13 protein-coding genes are annotated in these 17,100 nt (G+C 70.6%); 5 read left to right on the forward strand and 8 right to left on the reverse strand.

Features of this window, described 5'->3' with window-relative positions; translation table 11 throughout:
- Window positions 1-345 precede the first annotated feature (345 nt).
- Complete coding sequence (locus DQW85_RS06480) at window positions 346-792, forward strand: carboxymuconolactone decarboxylase family protein (RefSeq protein ID WP_113699491.1); 447 nt, start codon at window positions 346-348, stop codon at window positions 790-792.
- Window positions 793-1,088: 296 nt separating this feature from the next.
- A complete protein-coding gene (locus tag DQW85_RS44235; RefSeq protein WP_162794789.1) occupies window positions 1,089-1,259 on the forward strand; it encodes a hypothetical protein in 171 nt (56 codons plus the stop codon).
- Here DQW85_RS44235 and DQW85_RS06485 read toward each other — a convergent pair.
- Complete coding sequence (locus DQW85_RS06485) at window positions 1,256-1,876, reverse strand: pyridoxamine 5'-phosphate oxidase family protein (RefSeq protein WP_113699492.1); 621 nt, start codon at window positions 1,874-1,876, stop codon at window positions 1,256-1,258. The genes DQW85_RS44235 and DQW85_RS06485 overlap by 4 nt on opposite strands.
- Before the next feature lie 84 nt (window positions 1,877-1,960).
- Window positions 1,961-3,058, reverse strand: a complete 1,098-nt coding sequence (locus tag DQW85_RS06490; RefSeq protein ID WP_113699493.1) for a PrsW family intramembrane metalloprotease — start codon at window positions 3,056-3,058, stop codon at window positions 1,961-1,963.
- A 178-nt stretch (window positions 3,059-3,236) separates the two neighbouring features.
- Between DQW85_RS06490 and DQW85_RS06495 the strand changes: the two genes are divergently transcribed.
- On the forward strand, window positions 3,237-3,788 hold the full coding sequence (locus tag DQW85_RS06495; RefSeq protein WP_113699494.1) for a TIGR03618 family F420-dependent PPOX class oxidoreductase: 552 nt from the start codon (window positions 3,237-3,239) through the stop codon (window positions 3,786-3,788).
- A 52-nt stretch (window positions 3,789-3,840) separates the two neighbouring features.
- Here DQW85_RS06495 and DQW85_RS06500 read toward each other — a convergent pair whose 3' ends face one another.
- From DQW85_RS06500 to DQW85_RS06515, 4 genes are all read right to left on the reverse strand, one after another.
- Window positions 3,841-6,675: a vitamin B12-dependent ribonucleotide reductase gene (locus tag DQW85_RS06500; protein ID WP_113699495.1), complete on the reverse strand. Its 2,835-nt coding sequence runs from the start codon at window positions 6,673-6,675 to the stop codon at window positions 3,841-3,843.
- On the reverse strand, window positions 6,672-7,127 hold the full coding sequence (nrdR, locus tag DQW85_RS06505) for a transcriptional regulator NrdR (protein ID WP_113699496.1): 456 nt from the start codon (window positions 7,125-7,127) through the stop codon (window positions 6,672-6,674). Before nrdR ends, DQW85_RS06500 begins: the two co-directional genes overlap by 4 nt.
- A 590-nt stretch (window positions 7,128-7,717) precedes the next feature.
- The gene (locus DQW85_RS06510) at window positions 7,718-9,082 is read right to left on the reverse strand and encodes a UDP-N-acetylmuramoyl-tripeptide--D-alanyl-D-alanine ligase (RefSeq protein ID WP_240196971.1); all 1,365 of its coding nucleotides are present in this window, start codon (window positions 9,080-9,082) and stop codon (window positions 7,718-7,720) included.
- Window positions 9,083-9,087: 5 nt separating this feature from the next.
- A complete protein-coding gene (locus tag DQW85_RS06515) occupies window positions 9,088-10,044 on the reverse strand; it encodes a D-alanine--D-alanine ligase family protein (protein ID WP_113699498.1) in 957 nt (318 codons plus the stop codon).
- Window positions 10,045-12,441: 2,397 nt separating this feature from the next.
- Between DQW85_RS06515 and lexA the strand changes: the two genes are divergently transcribed.
- Window positions 12,442-13,149: a transcriptional repressor LexA gene (gene lexA / locus DQW85_RS06520; RefSeq protein WP_113699499.1), complete on the forward strand. Its 708-nt coding sequence runs from the start codon at window positions 12,442-12,444 to the stop codon at window positions 13,147-13,149.
- Between the two features lie 623 nt (window positions 13,150-13,772).
- Window positions 13,773-14,783, forward strand: coding sequence for a MalY/PatB family protein (locus DQW85_RS06525; protein ID WP_113699500.1), 1,011 nt, complete (start codon window positions 13,773-13,775; stop codon window positions 14,781-14,783).
- 4 nt (window positions 14,784-14,787) lie between these two features.
- On the opposite strand, the gene DQW85_RS06530 is transcribed toward DQW85_RS06525, so the two are convergent.
- Together DQW85_RS06530 and DQW85_RS06535 are read right to left on the reverse strand one after the other, a co-directional pair.
- Window positions 14,788-15,879 carry a hypothetical protein gene (locus DQW85_RS06530; protein ID WP_113699501.1) on the reverse strand — a complete coding sequence of 364 codons (1,092 nt, stop codon included), beginning with the start codon at window positions 15,877-15,879 and terminating at the stop codon, window positions 14,788-14,790.
- Window positions 15,880-16,214: 335 nt separating this feature from the next.
- A partial coding sequence (locus DQW85_RS06535; RefSeq protein WP_205314933.1) for a S41 family peptidase occupies window positions 16,215-17,100 on the reverse strand: 886 nt, incomplete at its 5' end.

Below are 17,100 nucleotides of genomic sequence, written 5' to 3' on the forward strand. Positions count from 1 at the left end.
GCCTGGACTCCGTGTCCGATGATCCTGGCGGCGCAGTGCTCGCAGATGGGCGCCATGGCGTGGATCGCGCACTGGAAAGAGTCGAAGGTATGCACCGCCCCCTGCGCGTGCACCTCGAAGGCCATGTCGTAATCGTTGCCGCACGTCTCGCAGACGGCCATGATGATCTCCTCGGTCGGCGTGTCGCACGGGGGGATACCCGGTCCCCTGCCCTCGTCGCCCCAACGGATGCCCATATTCCGGCGCGGACGAGGACGCGCAGTACGTGCAGGACGACCGGGATTGTCACATCTCGAAGGGCTGGCCCGTCCTCCCTACGCACACACCCGAACTGTGGAGGTTTCGATGAGCCCACGGCTCAGCCTGGCGGACCTGGCCCCCGAGGCGTACAAGTCCTTCGTCGCGGTGGAGGGCTTCCTGGCGCGCAGCGGCGTGCCGCACAGCACGATCGAGCTGCTCAAGCTCCGGGTCAGCCAGATCAACGGCTGCGCGTTCTGCGTCGACATGCACAGCCGCGACCTGAGGAAGAACGGCGAGAGCGACGAGCGGCTCTGGTCGGCCGCCGTGTGGCGGGAGGCGGCCTGCTACACCCCGGCGGAGCGGGCCGCGTTCGCGCTGGCCGAAGAGGCGACCAGGCTGGCCGACCGCGTGGCCGTGCCCGACGAGGTGTGGCAGGAGGCGGCCGAGCACTACGACGACGAGCAGCTCGCCACGCTGGTCGTGGCCATCGCAATGATCAACGCCTGGAACCGGCTCGCCGTCACCACCCGCCAGGTGCCGGCGGGTGCGTAGAAATGCGTTGAGCCGGGCGCTCACCCCGGGTTAGGTTGTCGCGCAAGGCGGGCCCCGTGGGCCCGCCAAGCCGCGGCCCGAGCAGGGCGGGCACCCGGGAGGAGGCACACCATGGGGCGCATCCGGGTCGTGAAGTCGACGACCAAGACGACCAAGCGCCGTCCGGACCGGGACACCGATGTGGACCTCCGGTCCCCGTCGGGCCGACGTCTTCCCTATTGAAGTTCCTCTTACACTGGCCTTACAGGTGTTTCTGTAGATAACTTTGGTAACAGCAACATCACGGGGGGCTCACGATGAAGAGGCTAGTGGCGGTGCCGCCGCACACCGCCAGGCACAAGGTCCGCGACATCCGTTCGGCCGATCGCCGCAGCCCCGCTCCCCCCGATCCCAAGGTCGTCGATCTGCACGCCTACACCGGCCGCAACGTGATCCGCTTTCCCGGCGGGCCCACTCCCGCCGCCTAGCCGTAGAGCTTCGCGGCGTACTGGTCGCCGTAGTACTCCTCGAGCTGCTCGACCGTCTCCTCGACCCTCTGGACCTCCTTGACCAGCCGGGCGTGCGACGGCAGCGGGTCCGGCGCCCACTCCTCGGGCTTCCAGAGCGAGGAGCGCAAGAACGCCTTCGCGCAGTGGAAGAAGATCTGGTCGATCTCCACGACGATCGCGAGCCGCGGGCGGTGGCCCTTGACGATCATCTCGTCGAAGAACGGGGCGTCGCGCACCAGGCGGGCCCGGCCGTTGACGCGGAGGGTCTCGTTGCGGCCGGGGATGAGGAAGATCAGCCCCACGTGCGGGTTCGCCAGGATGTTGTGGAAGCCGTCGACCCTGCGGTTGCCCGGCCGGTCCGGGATGGCGATCGTGGTGTCGTCGATGACGTGGATGAACCCCGCCGGGTCGCCCTTCGGCGAGACGTCGCAGTTGCCCTGCGCGTCGGCGGTGGCGACCAGGCAGAAAGGCGAAGCGGCCAGCCACTGTCTGTCGTGCTCGTGCAGGCGTACGCGCTCCTTGTTCGCCGCGCGCGGCATGACCTCGCCCACCAGCTCGCGCAGCTCGGCCCCGGAACCGATCTCCACCCAGCTCATCCGATCTCCCTTCGAGGGCGTTGACCCCATATTGTCAGGGAATCGCGCGAAACGCCCGATCAAGAAGGGTTCCCGACCACGGGACTACCAGCGGCGGGCCCGCGCCATGGCCCCCAGCAGCGCGTCACGTTCGGCCGCGAACCTGCCCGGGTCCGTTCCCTCGCGCTCCGCGCGCAGGTGGAGCATGGTCAGCTCGGTCGCCGCCTGCTGATAGTCGCTCATCGCCCGGCCCAGCCCCGCGCGCCTGGCCCACTTGCGGGCGCGCCTGCGGGCGGGCAGTGAGCTCAGCATCGCGATGTCCTGCTGGGCCACCAGCCCGGTCTGCTGGTACCAGGGCAGGTACGCCCCCATCCTGGCGACCAGTTGGCGGCGCTCCCGCACGGTCACCACGATGAGCAGCACCAGCGCCACCATGATCACCAGGTAGGCGGCGCCGAGCCAGGGCAGCGACTCCAGCGTCGCGCTGCCGTTCCAGAGCCCGTGCAGGAAGACCGCCGCGAGGTAGCCGAGCGGGATCATGGCGAACCGGGCGGCGCCGCGCCGGGTCAGCGCGTATGCCACGCCGAGGCCGATCATGGAGGTGTAGATCGGGTGGCCGAGCGGGTCGATCAGCCCCCTGATCACGAACAGCTGCACGGTCGCGTCCACACCCTCCTTGTTGAACGCGGTCAGGTAGTAGCCGACGTTCTCCACCGCCGCGAAGCCCAGCCCGGCCATCGAGGCGTACACGATGCCGTCGGTCAGCCCGTCGATCTCCCGCCTGCGGCGCAGGAGGAGCAGCAGCGCCGAGCCCTTGAGCGCCTCCTCGATCACCGGCGCGAGGAACACGGTCCCCACGGCGTCGACCACCTTCGTGCCATAACCGGCCCGGGCGAACAGCGCCTGGCCCGCCAGAGTGAGCGCGATCCCCAGCACGATCGCCACACCCGCGCCCCACGCGAACGCGAAGGCCAGGTGCAGCCTCGGCTCCGGCTCCAGCCGGTCGAGCGAGAGCACCGCGGCGAGCAGCACGGGCAGCGGCGCCACCGCCAGCAGCAGCGACAGGCCGAACCCGATCGGGCCGCCGCCCACCAACAGGACGGCCAGCACGACGAGCGCCAGCACGCTGGAGATCACCAGGCCGATCAGCAACGCCTTGCTGGGCCGCTGGGCCGGCACCGGAGGCCGCAGTTGGACCGTCATCGTCGCGCCTTCCTTCGTTCGGGCCTCCCACTATGGATCCACCGCATCTACGAACGCTTGACGCTCGCTTGCCGACCATGATCCACAGCGCTTCCCCGTCGCCGGCCCAGGCTGCTGATCTACGGTGCTGGCGGTGGGAGGCCGGTAAAGTGCCCGCAACGAAGGAGGAAATTCCCTCATGGTGGACGATCCGCACGGACCCGGCGCGGTGCACGGCGCGGTGCCCGGCTCGGTGCACGGCGCGGTGCCCGGCTGGGAGCCTGGCGCGGAGCCCGGCTCGGACTCGCTCCCGGACGAGCAACTGTCGCACCTGCTGAGCAGCCAGCGCTTCGGCGCGCTGGCGACCACCAAGGGCAGCGGCCGCCCCCACCTGTCAACCGTCCGCTACACCTGGGACCCCGAGCAGCGCGTGGTGCGGATCTCGACTGTCGCCGGCCGGCTCAAGGCGCGTCACCTCCACGAGGACCCGCGTGGCGCCCTGTACGTGGCCAGCGACGACTTCTGGTCGTTCGCGGTGGCGGAGGGCCTGGCCGAGCTGTCCCCGGTGAGCACCGAGCCGGGGGACGAGGTGGGCAGGGAGCTCCTGGCGATGCGGCACGGCTTCGACGACCCCGCGGAAGAGGCCACGCTCCTGCGGCGGATGGTCGCCGACCAGCGGATGGTGATCAGGCTCCGGGTGTCGCGGCTGTACGGCACGCGCCTGCCTGCCCCGACCGTCGAAGGGCGATGACGCCGGCCAGGGGGCCCGGGATCTCCCGAGCCCCCTCACCGCCACGCACCGGTCAGCTGCAGCCGCTGGTCGAGCCGCAGCCCTCGCAGACGTAGCAGCTGCCCGCGGGGCGCATCTTCGTGCCGCAGGTCATGCAGAGCGGGGCGTCGGCGGTGAAGCGCTGGTGACTCTCCAGCGTCACCTCCTTGGCCGGGCGCGGCTCCGGCCTCTCCTCGATCGGCGCCGACTGCGCGAGCGCCTCGCGGTCGACCGTCTCCTGCAGGGCGGCCGGGTCCTCGCCACGCTGCTGCGCCGCGCGCTCCGCCGCCGAGAAGATGCCCAGTGCGGCCCGCTCCTCGTACGGCAGGTGGTCCAGCGCCAGGCGGCGGAAGATGTAGTCCATCACCGAGGTGGCCATCCGGATGTCCGGGTCGTCGGTCATCCCGGCCGGCTCGAAGCGCATGTTGACGAACTTGCTCATGTACGTCTCGAGCGGCACGCCGTACTGGAGCCCGATCGAGATCGCCACCGAGAAGGCGTCCATGACGCCCGCCAGCGTCGAGCCCTGCTTGGACATCTTGAGGAAGACCTCGCCGAGCCCGTCGTCAGGGTAGGACGAGGCGGTCATGTAGCCCTTGGCGCCGCCCACCGTGAAGCGGGTGGTGGTGCTCGGGCGCTGGTTGGGCATCCGCCGCCTGGTCGGGCGGTTGACCTCGATGACCTTGACCTCGGGCTCGGCCGCCTTGGCGGCGTCCTTGGCGGCGTCCTTGGCGGCGTCCTTGGCGGCGTCCTTCTTGCCACCGGCCGACAGCGGCTGGCCGACCTTGCAGTTGTCGCGGTAGACGGCCAGGGCCTTGAGGCCGAGCTTCCAGCCCTCCAGGTAGACCTGCTCGATGTCGTCGGTCGTGGCCGACTCGGGCAGGTTGACGGTCTTGGAGATGGCGCCCGACAGGAACGGCTGGGTGGCGGCCATCATCCGCACGTGACCCATCGGTGCGATCGCGCGCTCGCCCATCGCGCAGTCGAACACCTCGTAGTGCTCCTTGCGCAGCCCGGGGGCGTCGACGACGTGGCCGTGCTCGGCGATGTACTCGACGATGGCCTCGATCTGCTCCTGCGGGTAGCGGAGCTGCTTGAGCGCCCGCGGGATCGTCTGGTTGACGATCTGCATGGAGCCGCCGCCCACCAGCTTCTTGAACTTGACCAGCGCCAGGTCGGGCTCGATGCCTGTGGTGTCGCAGTCCATCATCAGGCCGATGGTGCCGGTCGGGGCCAGCAGGGACGCCTGGGCGTTGCGGTAGCCGTTCTTCTCGCCCAGCTTGAGGCACTCCGACCACTGGCGGGACGCCTCGGCGTGGATCCTGGCGTCCATCGAGCCGATCGTGCGCAGGTTGTCGTTGGCGGCGGCGTGCTTGCGCATGACCCGCTTGTGCGGCTCGGCATTGCGGGCGTAACCGTCGTACGGGCCGACCGCCCCGGCCAGCTCGGCGCTGCGCCGGTAGGACACGCCGGTCATCAGCGAGGTGATCGCCCCGGCCACCGCCCGGCCACCGTCGGAGTCGTAGGCGTGACCGGTGGCCATGAGCAGGGCGCCCAGGTTGGCATAGCCGATGCCGAGCTGGCGGTAGGCGCGGGTGGTCTCGGCGATCTTCTCGGTCGGGAAGTCGGCGAAGGTGATCGACGCGTCCATCGCCGTGATGATGAGCTCGGTCAGCTTGACGAAGTTCGCTACGTCGAAGGTGTTGTCGTCCTTCAGGAACTTCAGCAGGTTGATGCTGGCCAGGTTGCAGGAGGAGTTGTCGAGGTGGACGTACTCGGAGCACGGGTTGCTCGCGGTGATCCGCCCGGTCTCCGGGGTGGTGTGCCAGTCGTTGATCGTGTCGTCGTACTGGATGCCGGGGTCGGCGCACTCCCAGGCGGCCTTGGCCATCTTGCGGAACAGGTCGCGCGCGTCGACGGTCTCGATCACCTCACCGGTGAGGCGGGCGCGCAGGCCGAACTCGTCGCCCTTCTCCACGGCGCGCATGAACTCGTCGGAGACGCGGACCGAGTTGTTGGCGTTCTGGTACTGCACGGAGACGATGTCCTTGCCGCCCAGGTCCATGTCGAACCCGGCGTCGCGGAGCGCGCGGACCTTGTCCTCCTCGCGCGCCTTCGTCTCGATGAACTCCTCGATGTCAGGGTGGTCGACGTCGAGCACGACCATCTTGGCCGCCCGGCGGGTCGCGCCGCCCGACTTGATGGTGCCCGCGCTCGCGTCCGCGCCGCGCATGAACGACACGGGGCCGCTCGCCGTGCCGCCGCTGGAGAGCAACTCCTTGGACGAGCGGATGCGCGACAGGTTGACGCCCGAACCCGACCCCCCCTTGAAGATCACGCCCTCTTCCTTGTACCAGTCGAGAATCGACTCCATCTGGTCGTCCACCGAGAGGATGAAGCACGCGCTGACCTGCTGGGGCGACTGGGTGCCCACGTTGAACCAGACCGGCGAGTTGAACGAGAAGACCTGGTGCACCAGGGCGTGCTTCAGCTCGTGGTCGAAGATCTCGGCGTCCTCCTCGCCGGCGAAGTAGCCGTGCTCGGCCGCCGTCCGCGTGTAGACGCCGACGACCCGGTCGATCAGCTGCTTCAGGCTCCACTCGCGCTGCGGCGTGCCGACCGCGCCGCGGAAGTATTTGGTAGTCACGATGTTGGCCGCGTTCACCGACCAGAACTCGGGGAACTCGACGCCCCGCTGCTCGAAGTTGATCGAGCCGTCGCGCCAGTTGGTCATGACGACGTCGCGGCGCTCCCATGTGATCTCGTCGTACGGGTGCACGCCGGGCTTGGTGAAGATCCGCTTCATCTTCAGACCCTTGCGGGGACGCTTACCTCCGCGCGCGACTGAACCGCTGGCCGTCTCCGTCATGACTCCCCCTTCTCAACCTTCAACTGTTCGATCTCGGCCTCGAAGTCCGCCAGGCTCTCGAAACCGCGATATACCGATGCGAACCGCAGGTAAGCGACCTCGTCCAACTCCCGGAGGGGGCCCAGAATCGCCAGCCCCACCTCGTTGGACGGGATCTCCGCCGCGCCCTTGGCCCTGATGGCCTCCTCGACCCGCTGCCCCAGCTGGGCCAGCGAATCCTCGCTGACCGGCCTGCCCTGGCAGGCCCGGCGCACGCCCGCGACCACCTTGTCCCGCGAGAACGGCTCCGTCACACCGCTGCGCTTGCTCACCATCAGGAGTACGGTCTCCTGGGTGGTGAACCTGCGCCCGCATTCGGGACAGGTGCGGCGACGCCGGATGGCGGCGCCGTCGTCCGTCGAGCGGCTGTCGATGACCCTTGTGTCAGGATGGCGACAGAACGGACAATGCACGCGTTTCGCCTCCTCGACCGCCGGTCACCACGCGCGCGAGCCCCCCTGGCCAGTCGCTCGCGGCTTGCCAGGGAGCGGTCACGAAAACACAAGGTGTGGTGAACCTACATCGGTGTAACTACTAGATGTTGTGGTCCAACCGTAGAAGCGCGCGACCATGAACGCAAGTTGGCCGGGCCGGTGCCGCCGAAGTGGCCGATCAGCACCGCATCCTCGCCACCTCCCGGCGTGTCGCGAGCCGGCGTGCTCGTACGGCTCGGGCGGCGCGCCGGCCATGAGCGATCGGCTTCCGAGCTGCGGAACGACCAGCGGGTGCGGGAACACCGGCCACTGGGACGAGGTGGGCGCGATGCTCGTCGACGCGGCAGGAATGTCGAGGACGGCGGCACGGAGTTCTCACTCATCTCGGCTCGTGCGGCGGCGACACCCTTCAACCAGGCGCAAGGTGGGCCTGCTCGGCACCTGGTTCGCCATGGAAGAGCCGTTCTACCGCGACCGGCCGGCCGAGGGCGCGGACAGATCGCCAGAAATGGGGGCGGAGCCGGGGCGGGCGCACCGGGAACAACCGGAGCGCCCGACCCGGGCCGCTTTCAGCGGGCGGCCAGCTCGCGGGCGCAGGCGCTGAGCCCGAGCACGCTGGAGCCCTTGACCAGCACGACATCCCCCGGTTCGAGGAGCCCGGCGGCGAGGCCGACCACGCCGGAGACGTCCTCCGCCGTGTGAACGGCGACCCCCAGCTCGGCCGCCGCCAGCGCCATCGCCTCGGGGTCGCCGGATCCGACGGTGATCAGCACGTCGATGCCGAGCTCCGCCACGAGCCGGCCGATCTGGACGTGCCGGTCGCGGGAGGCCTCCGCCTGCAGTCCCATCCAGCCGAGCACCGCCACGGTACGGCGGTCGCCGCCAAGCGTCCGCAACGTGTGGAGCCCGGCCCGCATGGACTCTGGGTTGGCGTTGTAGGCGTCGTTGACGATGGTGACGCCGTCACCGCGTTCGAGGATCTCCAGCCGGCCCGCCGAGCGCCGCCTGGCGAGGGTCAGCCCCTCCGCCACCACGCCGACGGACAGGCCGAGCGTGACGGCGACGGCCGCGGCGGCCAGCGCGTTGGCGACCTGGTGCTCGCCGATGAGGCCGAGCTCGACCCGGGCCCGCCCGGTGGGCGTCACCAGCTCGAACGAGGCCCGCGCCCGGTCGTCCACCCGCACGTTCTCGGCGCGCACCTGGGCCGCGGCCGACCTTCCGTAGAGAGTGATCTGGGCTCTGGTGCGGCCGGCCATGCCGAGCACGTTCGGGTCGTCGGCGTTGAGCAGCGCGAACCCGTCAGTGGGCAGCGCCTCGACCAGTTCCCCCTTGGCCGCGGCCACGTCGGCCAGCCCGCCGCCCATCGTGGACACGTGCGCGTTGCCGACGTTGAGCACCAGGCCGACCCGCGGCGGCGCGATCCCGGTGAGGTAGGTGAGGTCGCCCTTGCGCCCGGCCCCCATCTCCAGCACCAGGTAGCGGGTCGTGGCGTCGGCGCGCAGCACGGTGAGCGGCAGCCCCAGCTCGTTGTTGAACGACTTGTCGGTGGCGATCGTCGGCGCGTGCCGTTCGAGCACCTGGGCCAGCAGGTCCTTCGTCGTGGTCTTGCCGACCGAGCCGGTCAGTGCGATCACCGTGGGATCGAGGCGCCGCAGCACCTCGCCGGCCAGCAGGCCGAGAGCCTGCTGCACGTCCTCCACCACGAGGGCGGGCACGCCTACCGGCCGGGAGGCCAGCACGGCGACGGCGCCACTCGCCATGGCCTTGGCCGCGTAGTCGTGACCGTCGACTCGCTCGCCCACCGTGGCGGCGAACAGTCCGCCCGGCACGACCTCGCGGGAGTCGACGACCGAGGGCGCCGTCACCAGCGCGTCCGGGTCGCGGATGTCGTGCAGGGTGGCGCCGACCACCCGCGCGATCTCCGCCAGCGTCATGGGGATCATCGTGCCCCCCTCTCCAGCGCCAGGTCGATGAGCCGCCGCAGCAGGTCGGGGTAGGCGACCCCGCTCGCCGCCCAGGCCCCGGCGTAGACGGAGCGGGCGGTGAAGCCGGGCATGGTGTTGATCTCCAGTAGGTAGAGGCGCCCGGTGTCCCGCTCGTACAGGAAGTCGGCGCGCGACAGCCCGTAGCCGCCGATCGCGCGGTAAGCGCGCAGGGCCAGTTCGCGCACGTCCTCGACCACCCGGTCGGGCAGCACGGCGGGGATGGTGACGGTCGTGGCCGTGTTCACGTACTTGGACTCGTAGTCGTTCCAGTCACCGATCACGTTGATCTCGCCGGGCACCGACGCCTGCGGAGTGTCGTAGTCGCCCAGCACGCCGCAGATGAGCTCGCGGGCGTCGACGCCCTGCTCGACGAGCACGACACGGTCGTAGCCGAACGCCAGCTCGACGGCGGTGCGTAACTCCTCCATGGAGGTCACCCGCGAGATGCCGATGGAGGAGCCCATGTTGGCCGGCTTGACGAACATCGGCCAGTCGAGCGACTTGACCAGGCTCTCGGGATCGGTCGCGGTGCGCCATTCGTGCCGGGTGAACCACACGTGCGGCGTGACCGGGATGCCCTCGGCCAGGAACGCGCGCCGCATGGCCACCTTGTCCATGGCCACGGCCGAGGCCAGGACACCGCAACCCACGTACGGGATGCCCAGCGTCTCCAGGTGCCCCTGCACGACGCCGTCCTCGCCGAACGGCCCGTGCAGGACAGGGAAGACCACGTCGACCAGATCGCGGCGCAGATCCACCGGCCACCGGCCCTCCCGGTCGATGATGATGGGGATCGCCTCGTAGGCGTCCTTGGGCAGCGCGTCGAGCACCGCCTCCGCCGACTGCAGCGACACATCGTGCTCGGCGGAACGCCCGCCGGCCAGCACGCCCACGCGCAGGCGTTGAGTCACGAGCGATGAGCCTTTCTGTCGTGGCGGGAAGGGCCCCGCCGTCCGGGAAGGCGGGCCACAGGCTCCACCTCCGCGTCCGGGCTCGCCAAGGCTCGACTCATCGCCTGCTGGTCAGCTGCCACGCCTTCGCTGTCCATTTCTTGCCCGAACACTACCTTGGTTCCCGCGTCCCGCGCCCGGAGTCCCGCACCCGGAGCCCCGCCTCCGCCACCCGACGCCCCGCGCCCCCCGTCCGGCATCCCCCGTCCGGCGCCCCACCTCCGGCGCCACGCGTCCCGCGTCCCGCGCTCGGCTTCCTGTATCCAGCGTCCCTCGTCTGGCGTCTGGCGTCCCGCGGCCCCCGTCCGGCGCGGCACCGCCCAAACCGCCGCCTCCCCGCTGCCCGGCGATACCACGTCCACACCACGTCAACGCACGCCGTCAGCACGCCGTCAGCACGCGGTAGAAACCGCCACGCGACCGGACACCTCGGACGTGATCAACCCGCGAACGGACACGTCGGACGTGATCGACCGCGAACGGGCACGTCGGAGAGACGACCTAGCGACCGGAGGCGTCGGGAGCGACCATCGCGTGACCGGGCGCATCCGCACGGACAGTCGCGGGGGCGGCCGTTCTGGTGCCGAGCCAGAACCCGCCGAGCGACAGCAGCACCATTCCGATCACTACGACAGCCCTGCCCCGGCGGGTGAGCCGCACCGGCGGAGACGAACGCCGCCCGCCCCTCCGACACGCCGAAGCCCGTCCGGCGACACTGCCACGGCCCCTGCCCCCCGGCCCTCCGGAGCGCCCATCGCGCCGCATGACCCCAGCGTCGAGCTTCCCCGACCGACGCCTGACTTCCGGCCCAGATCCCCCCGGGCGATGCCTGACCTCTGGTCCAGAACCCCCTGGACGCCCCGCGAGACGCCGCCGGGAGCTCCCCATGCGAGCCGCTACTTCTCTCTGCGCAGAGGTCCCCGCACAACCCGTGTCCCCAGCCTCGGAGATCCCCATAGGGCGCCTTGCTTCCCGCCCCGGGTTCCTAACGCCGTCCCCACCGTCCCGCCGCACCCCGATCCCAGCGTCTGGCCGGACTTGCGCGTCTCGCCGCGTCCCTGGGCGGGGAAGGGGGCCGTCCGCTGGGTCGGTCTCCTCGCGTGGCGGCGGGACGAGCCACAGCCGCGGTCTCCCCTGTGTTGCCGATCGATCCCCCGACCTGCGCGTGTCTCCTGGACGTCCGGAGGTGCCCGGCCTCCGGGTGGTGCGGGTCGTCGACGTTTCGTCAGGCGTCAGGGCTCCGGATGCGGCCCCCTTGCCTCGCGGGCCGGTGTGGTCCCCCGGTCGCCCGCGATCTCCCGGTCGCGCGCGCTCCCCCGCCCTCGTACGATTCCCCGACCCAGCATGATCCCTGTACCCCGTACGCTCCCCCGCCTCCGTACGATCCCCCGATCGCGAGCGACCGCCCGGCCACTCGCGATCCCCCGGCCCAGCGTGATCCCCCGTCCCCGTGGGATCACGCGGCCACTCGCGATTCCTGGACAGCGCGCGATCCGTCGATGGGTCGCCGTCAACCGGCCCTCCGCCGCTCGACGTGGAGCCGGTGGCTATTGGGCCCCCTTTGGACGCCGCCTCCATGGAAACCGAAGCGCCTGTTGAGCGAAGGGGCGGGGAAATCGCTGGATTGCGCGAAACGGGCTTCTCCGGGGAAATCGTGCCCTCAATCGTGCCCTCAATCGAAGCGGCGCCCGCCCCCGCGATGGCGCCCCTCCTCGGAACGGGCTTGTGGGCGCCGGATCCACAATCGCCTCCCGGGACGACCTCCACCACCTCGCATGAACGGCCGACCGCCTCATATGCACGGCCGACCGCCTCATGTGAACGGCTGGCCGCCTCATGTGCACGGCCGGTGCCGGAAGCGGGACACCCGACGTTCGAGGCGCTCTCCCCCGAAACTGACTCGCCGATGGACGCCTGTGCGGCCCCGGAGTGCGTAACCGGCTCGACAGCCGAACCGAGTTCGGCGGAGGAACCGCGACCGGAAGATCGTTCCATGCTGGGTGCCAGGGCGTTGGCCTGGCGTCCGGCTGCACCGCGAGCGCGCGGGACACGCTCGGCGGTGCGGCCCAGTCGCTTGACGTCGTCGTTGGTCGGGCCTGTGACTGCGGTCGTTCGCACGATTGACCTCCCACACCGTCGTGGCCCCCGGAAAAAGGCCCGATAAAGATCAGCAAATCGAACACGGTGTCGATCGAACTCCCGTACGATGTTGTACACCACGCTGCCGACAAATTCGAGGAAGACTCGAACAATTGTTTGAAGATGATCTTCAACAGCGATACGGTCGCTGTGTGCGACATGAAGACCACGGACCGGGAGGCGCGCCGGTGAGGCGGCCCGCCGGGCGAGGAGGAGAGCATGAGCGAGCGAGATGACGCAAACGGGGTCACCGACCTCGCGGTGCGCCGGCGTGACTCCCTGGGCCTGACCCCCAGGCAGCGCAAGATTCTCGAAGTGATCCGAGATTCGGTGCAGCAGCGCGGATATCCGCCGTCCATGCGGGAGATCGGTGAGGCCGTGCAGCTGACCAGCACGTCCAGCGTGTCGCACCAGCTGACGGCGTTGCAGCGCAAGGGCTATCTGCGGCGCGATCCGCACCGCCCCCGGGCGCTAGAGGTCCGCCTGCCCGGCGAGCCCGTGCTCTGGGTCGATCCCGACGCGACCAGTGACGAGCCCACGGTCAGCAGGCCCACGGCCGCCTACGTGCCGCTGGTCGGCCGGATCGCGGCTGGTGGTCCGATCCTCGCCGAGGAGAGCGTGGAAGACGTCTTCGCCCTGCCCAAGCAGCTGGTCGGCGAGGGCACCTTGTTCCTGCTGCAGGTCACCGGCGACTCGATGATCGAGGCGGCCATCGCCGACGGCGACTGGGTCGTCGTCCGCCAGCAGCCCGTCGCGGAGAGCGGCGACATCGTGGCGGCCATGATCGACGGTGAGGCCACGGTCAAGACCTTCAAACGCAAGGACGGCCACGTCTGGCTGGTTCCGCACAACCCCAACTACGACCCGATCCCCGGTGACGAGGCCAGCGTCCTGGGCAAGGTCGTGGCGGTGCTGCGCCGCCTCTGACGGACCGCGGCCCTCCTGGACCTGCGCCTCGGTCAGCGGGTCGACACTGGCCGTCGCCTCGTCGAGTACGACGATCGCTGGATCTTGGATGAGCAGGCGACGCTCGTATCGCCTTGGCGGCGCCCCTTCACCAGGTGCCGCCAAGGGAAGGCCCGGTCGGCCGTACGGCGTCGCCTCACAGCCTCCTCGGCGGCACCGCGTGGGCGGTTAGCTGGGGCTGCTTGGTGTTTGTCGCATGGATGACGGCCGTGTTGATTGGCTCAGCGGTCTGCTTCGGGGTGTGGTGCCGCCGCTGCGCGGGTCGCCGCTCTGAGGGCCGCTGGTCCGGAGTGCTGTGAGACCGCCGCTGGTCGGTCGCCGCTTCGAGGGGCGCTGTTCCGGAGTGGTGTGAGACCGCCGCTGGTCGGTCGCCGCTTCGAAGGCCGCTGCTATGGGGTGCGCCGCCATGAGCTGTTCTGGGGTGCGTCGCCACCCGCGCTAATTAGGGCAGCGGGTGGGTGGGGGTTGATATCTAGAATGAGGCGGTGAGCGACGCAAAACGCCTAGTTGACCTCAAATCTACGCATGACGGTTTGAAGTGGTCCAAGGCTGGGCCTGGGGTGATTCCGGCCTGGATAGCCGACATGGACCTGCCCACCGCTCCCGAAGTCGTCCAGGCCCTCAAGCGCCGCGCCGAGGGTGATCTCGGCTATCCGACCTGGCTCGAAAGCCCCCAGTTCGGCCCTCTGGCCGAGGCATTCACCGAGCGCATGGCGGCCCGCTATGCCTGGCGGCCCGACCCCGGCCACGTACGCGGCTACACCGACCTCAACCAGGCCCTCCAGGTGCTCCTCCACGTCTGGACGCGGCCGGGCGACGGTGTGGCGGTTCACACTCCCGCTTACCCTCCGTTCCTCGGCACGCTGGACTCCATGGACCGCCCGCTGCGGCCGATCCAGCTCCATCCCGATGGCGACTCGTGGCGGTTCGAGGTGCCCGATCTGTCGGGGTGCCGGGTGCTGCTGCTGGTCAATCCGCAGAACCCCACCGGCCGCGTCTTCACCCGCCAGGAGCTCGAAGGGCTCGCCGAGCACGTCGAACGGCACGACCTCATCGTGATCTCCGACGAGATCCACGCCGATCTGGTGTACGCCCCCCACGAGCACATCCCGTTCGCTCGCATCCTGCCCGGGCGGACCGTCACGCTGACCTCGGCCACGAAGGCGTTCAACCTGGGCGGCGTCCGGTGCTCGGTCGCGCACGTCGGCTCCCCCGACGTGCGGCGGGCGCTCGACGCGCAGCCGCCCTTCGTGTACGGCTCGGCGAACCTGTTCGGCGTGGAGGCGACGGTCGCTGCCTGGAGGCACGGCGACGCCTGGCTGGAGGAGACCAGGACCCTGCTCGACCGCAACCGGAAGACGGTCGCCGACCGGTTGCCCGGGTCGATCGGCTACCGGATGCCGCAGGCCACCTACCTGGCGTGGCTGGACTACGGCCGCCCCGGGATGGCCGGGGTGCTGGAGCGGGAGGCGAGGGTCCTGCTGAGCGACGGCGCGACGTTCGGCCCGGGGGGAGAGCAGCACGTGCGGCTCAACTTCGCGACCACCGAGGCGATCCTGGGCGAGATTCTGGACCGCCTCCGCGGACAGGCCTGAACGGTCATCGCGTCCCGGCGGCGGCCTGGCATGCCCCGTACGGCGGGTGTGCGGTCCTCCGAGTGCGCGGTCCCACGGGTGCGCGGTCCCACGGGCGCGCGGTCAGACGGGTCCGGTCAGAGGCGAGTACGCCCTCCGGGCGGCCGCCGGCCGGGTCCCTCTCCATGTCCCGGTCGACCAGGTCCTGGAACACCCAGACGATGATCCCTTGGATGGCCGTGAGCGCCATCGTCAGTCGCACGCCGATCTTCATCGAGCCGATGATCGACGCCGGGTACATCGGCCCGAGGAACCGCAGAGCCAGGATGACGGCCAGTTCGGCGACGGTCGTCTGGAACGCCACCGAGTGCAACCGGTTCAGGTGCCTGACCGCGTCCTGCAGTCCGATGGCGCGGCCCGCGGCGTGGTCGGCGAGCTGGACGCCGGCCGTGACGAAGTCGCGCAGCTTGCGGTCGGCGGCGTCCTTCGCGCCGCCGTGCCACGCCGCCGCGAGGGCCTCCCGCTTCATGGGGTCCCCCGCGCCGAAGACGCTCCCCAGTTCGCCCGCGGCCTCGCGCCAGGCGGCCACGGTCGCGTCCAGTTCGGCGTCGTTCCAGGTGACGGTGGCCAGCCAGAGTGCGAGACCGGTCACGGCCGTGGCGGACATGACGGCGGCGACCTTGAGCATCGAAAGGGTGCGCCGGCTGAGCCGCGCCATCTGCGCCGCCTCGGCGGAGAGGTTGGCGATGGCCGCGTCGGAGCCGCGCCTCATGAAGGACTGGTGCCGTCCCATGAGGGTGGCGGTGGCCAGGGCGGTGGCGCCGGAGAGCAGGCCGTGACCGATGCCGTACCACGCCTCCGACTCGGCCCCGAGCGAGGTCCCAAGCGGGGTTCCGGGCGCGGTTCCGGGCGCGGTTCCGGGCGCGGTTCCGGGCGCGGTTCCGGGCGCGGTTCCAAGCGCGGTTCCAAGCGCGGTTCCGGGCGGGGTCCCAAGCGGGGTTCCGGGCCAGGCTCCGGGCGCGGTGCCGGGCGCCGTCTCGGACACACCGTCGGGCGAGCGGCCGGGCGAGTCACGGCGGGACCGGTCCGGGGGTCCGGCGGCCAGGACGGCGCGCATGGCGGCTCCATTGGCCGCACGTAGCCGTCGGCGCTCACCCTCATGGCGCGCGCGATCGCGCCCGCGGAGTCCACGCCGCTACGCACCCGCCCGTCGAAAGCGTCGCGGGCGGAGTTGTGCCTGTCCCTGGCGTCCTCGCCGACGATGCCGAACGTCCCCGGCGGGAGCGCGGGAACGCTGTCGGCGACCCGTTCAAGGGCATGCCGTACGTGCTCGGCGTTGAGCCCGGACTCCCGGAGACCGTTCTGGACGAAAGCGAGGCGGTCCATGGGATGCAAGATTGCCCAACGGGACCCGGAGTGATCGTCAGCGCGCCGAATCCCGTTATGGTCCCGTTATCCCGCGGGCCGCGGCTGTCCGGTCGGCCACGGCTGTCCCGCGGGCGGAGGCAGGTCGGGCGGCGTCGCCGCCGGGCGTTCCTCCAGGGCGGCGAGGGCGAGCTCGACCGCCTTCTCCAGTTGCGGGTCGCGCCCGGCGACCCGGTCCTGGGGGGTGATGACGACCTCGACGTCAGGGTCCACGCCGTGGTTCTCCACGCCCCATCCCTGCCCCTCCAGCCAGAACGCGTACCGCGGCTGGGTGACCACCGTCCCGTCCACCAGCGAGTAGCGCGAGTCGATGCCGATCACGCCGCCCCACGTGCGGGTGCCGACCAGCGGGCCGAGGGCGCGGTTCTTGACGCCGGCGCTGACGATGTCGCCGTCCGACCCGGCGAACTCGTCCGCGACCGCCACGATGGGGCCGCGGGGTGAGTCGTCGGGGTAGCGCCTCGGCTCGTAGCCGCGCGCGTGCGCCCAGCCAGTGACGCGGCGCGACAGCTTCTCCAGCACCAGCTCGGAGGTGTGGCCGCCGCCGTTCTCGCGCACGTCCACGACGAGTCCCTCGTGGGCCATCTCGGTACGCAGGTCGCGGTGGAACTGCGCCCACCCCGACGCCACCATGTCGGGCACGTGCAGGTAGCCGAGCCGGCCGCCCGACGCCTGCCTGACGAAGGCCCTGCGCCCCTCCACCCAGTCGTGGTAGCGCAGCTGTGTCTCGTCGTCGAGGGGCGTGACGACCACCCGGCGCGGCTCGCCGCCGGACGCGGGCCGTACCGTGAGCTCGACGGGCTGCCCGGCCGTGCCTGACAGGAGGGCGAGCGGGCCGCGAACGGGGTCGACGCGGCGGCCGGCGACGGCGACGATCGCGTCGCCCTCGCGTACGGCGACGCCGGGTGCGAGC

The sequence above is a fragment of the Nonomuraea lactucae genome (genome assembly GCF_003313395.1).
Taxonomy (GTDB): Bacteria; Actinomycetota; Actinomycetes; order Streptosporangiales; family Streptosporangiaceae; genus Nonomuraea; species Nonomuraea lactucae.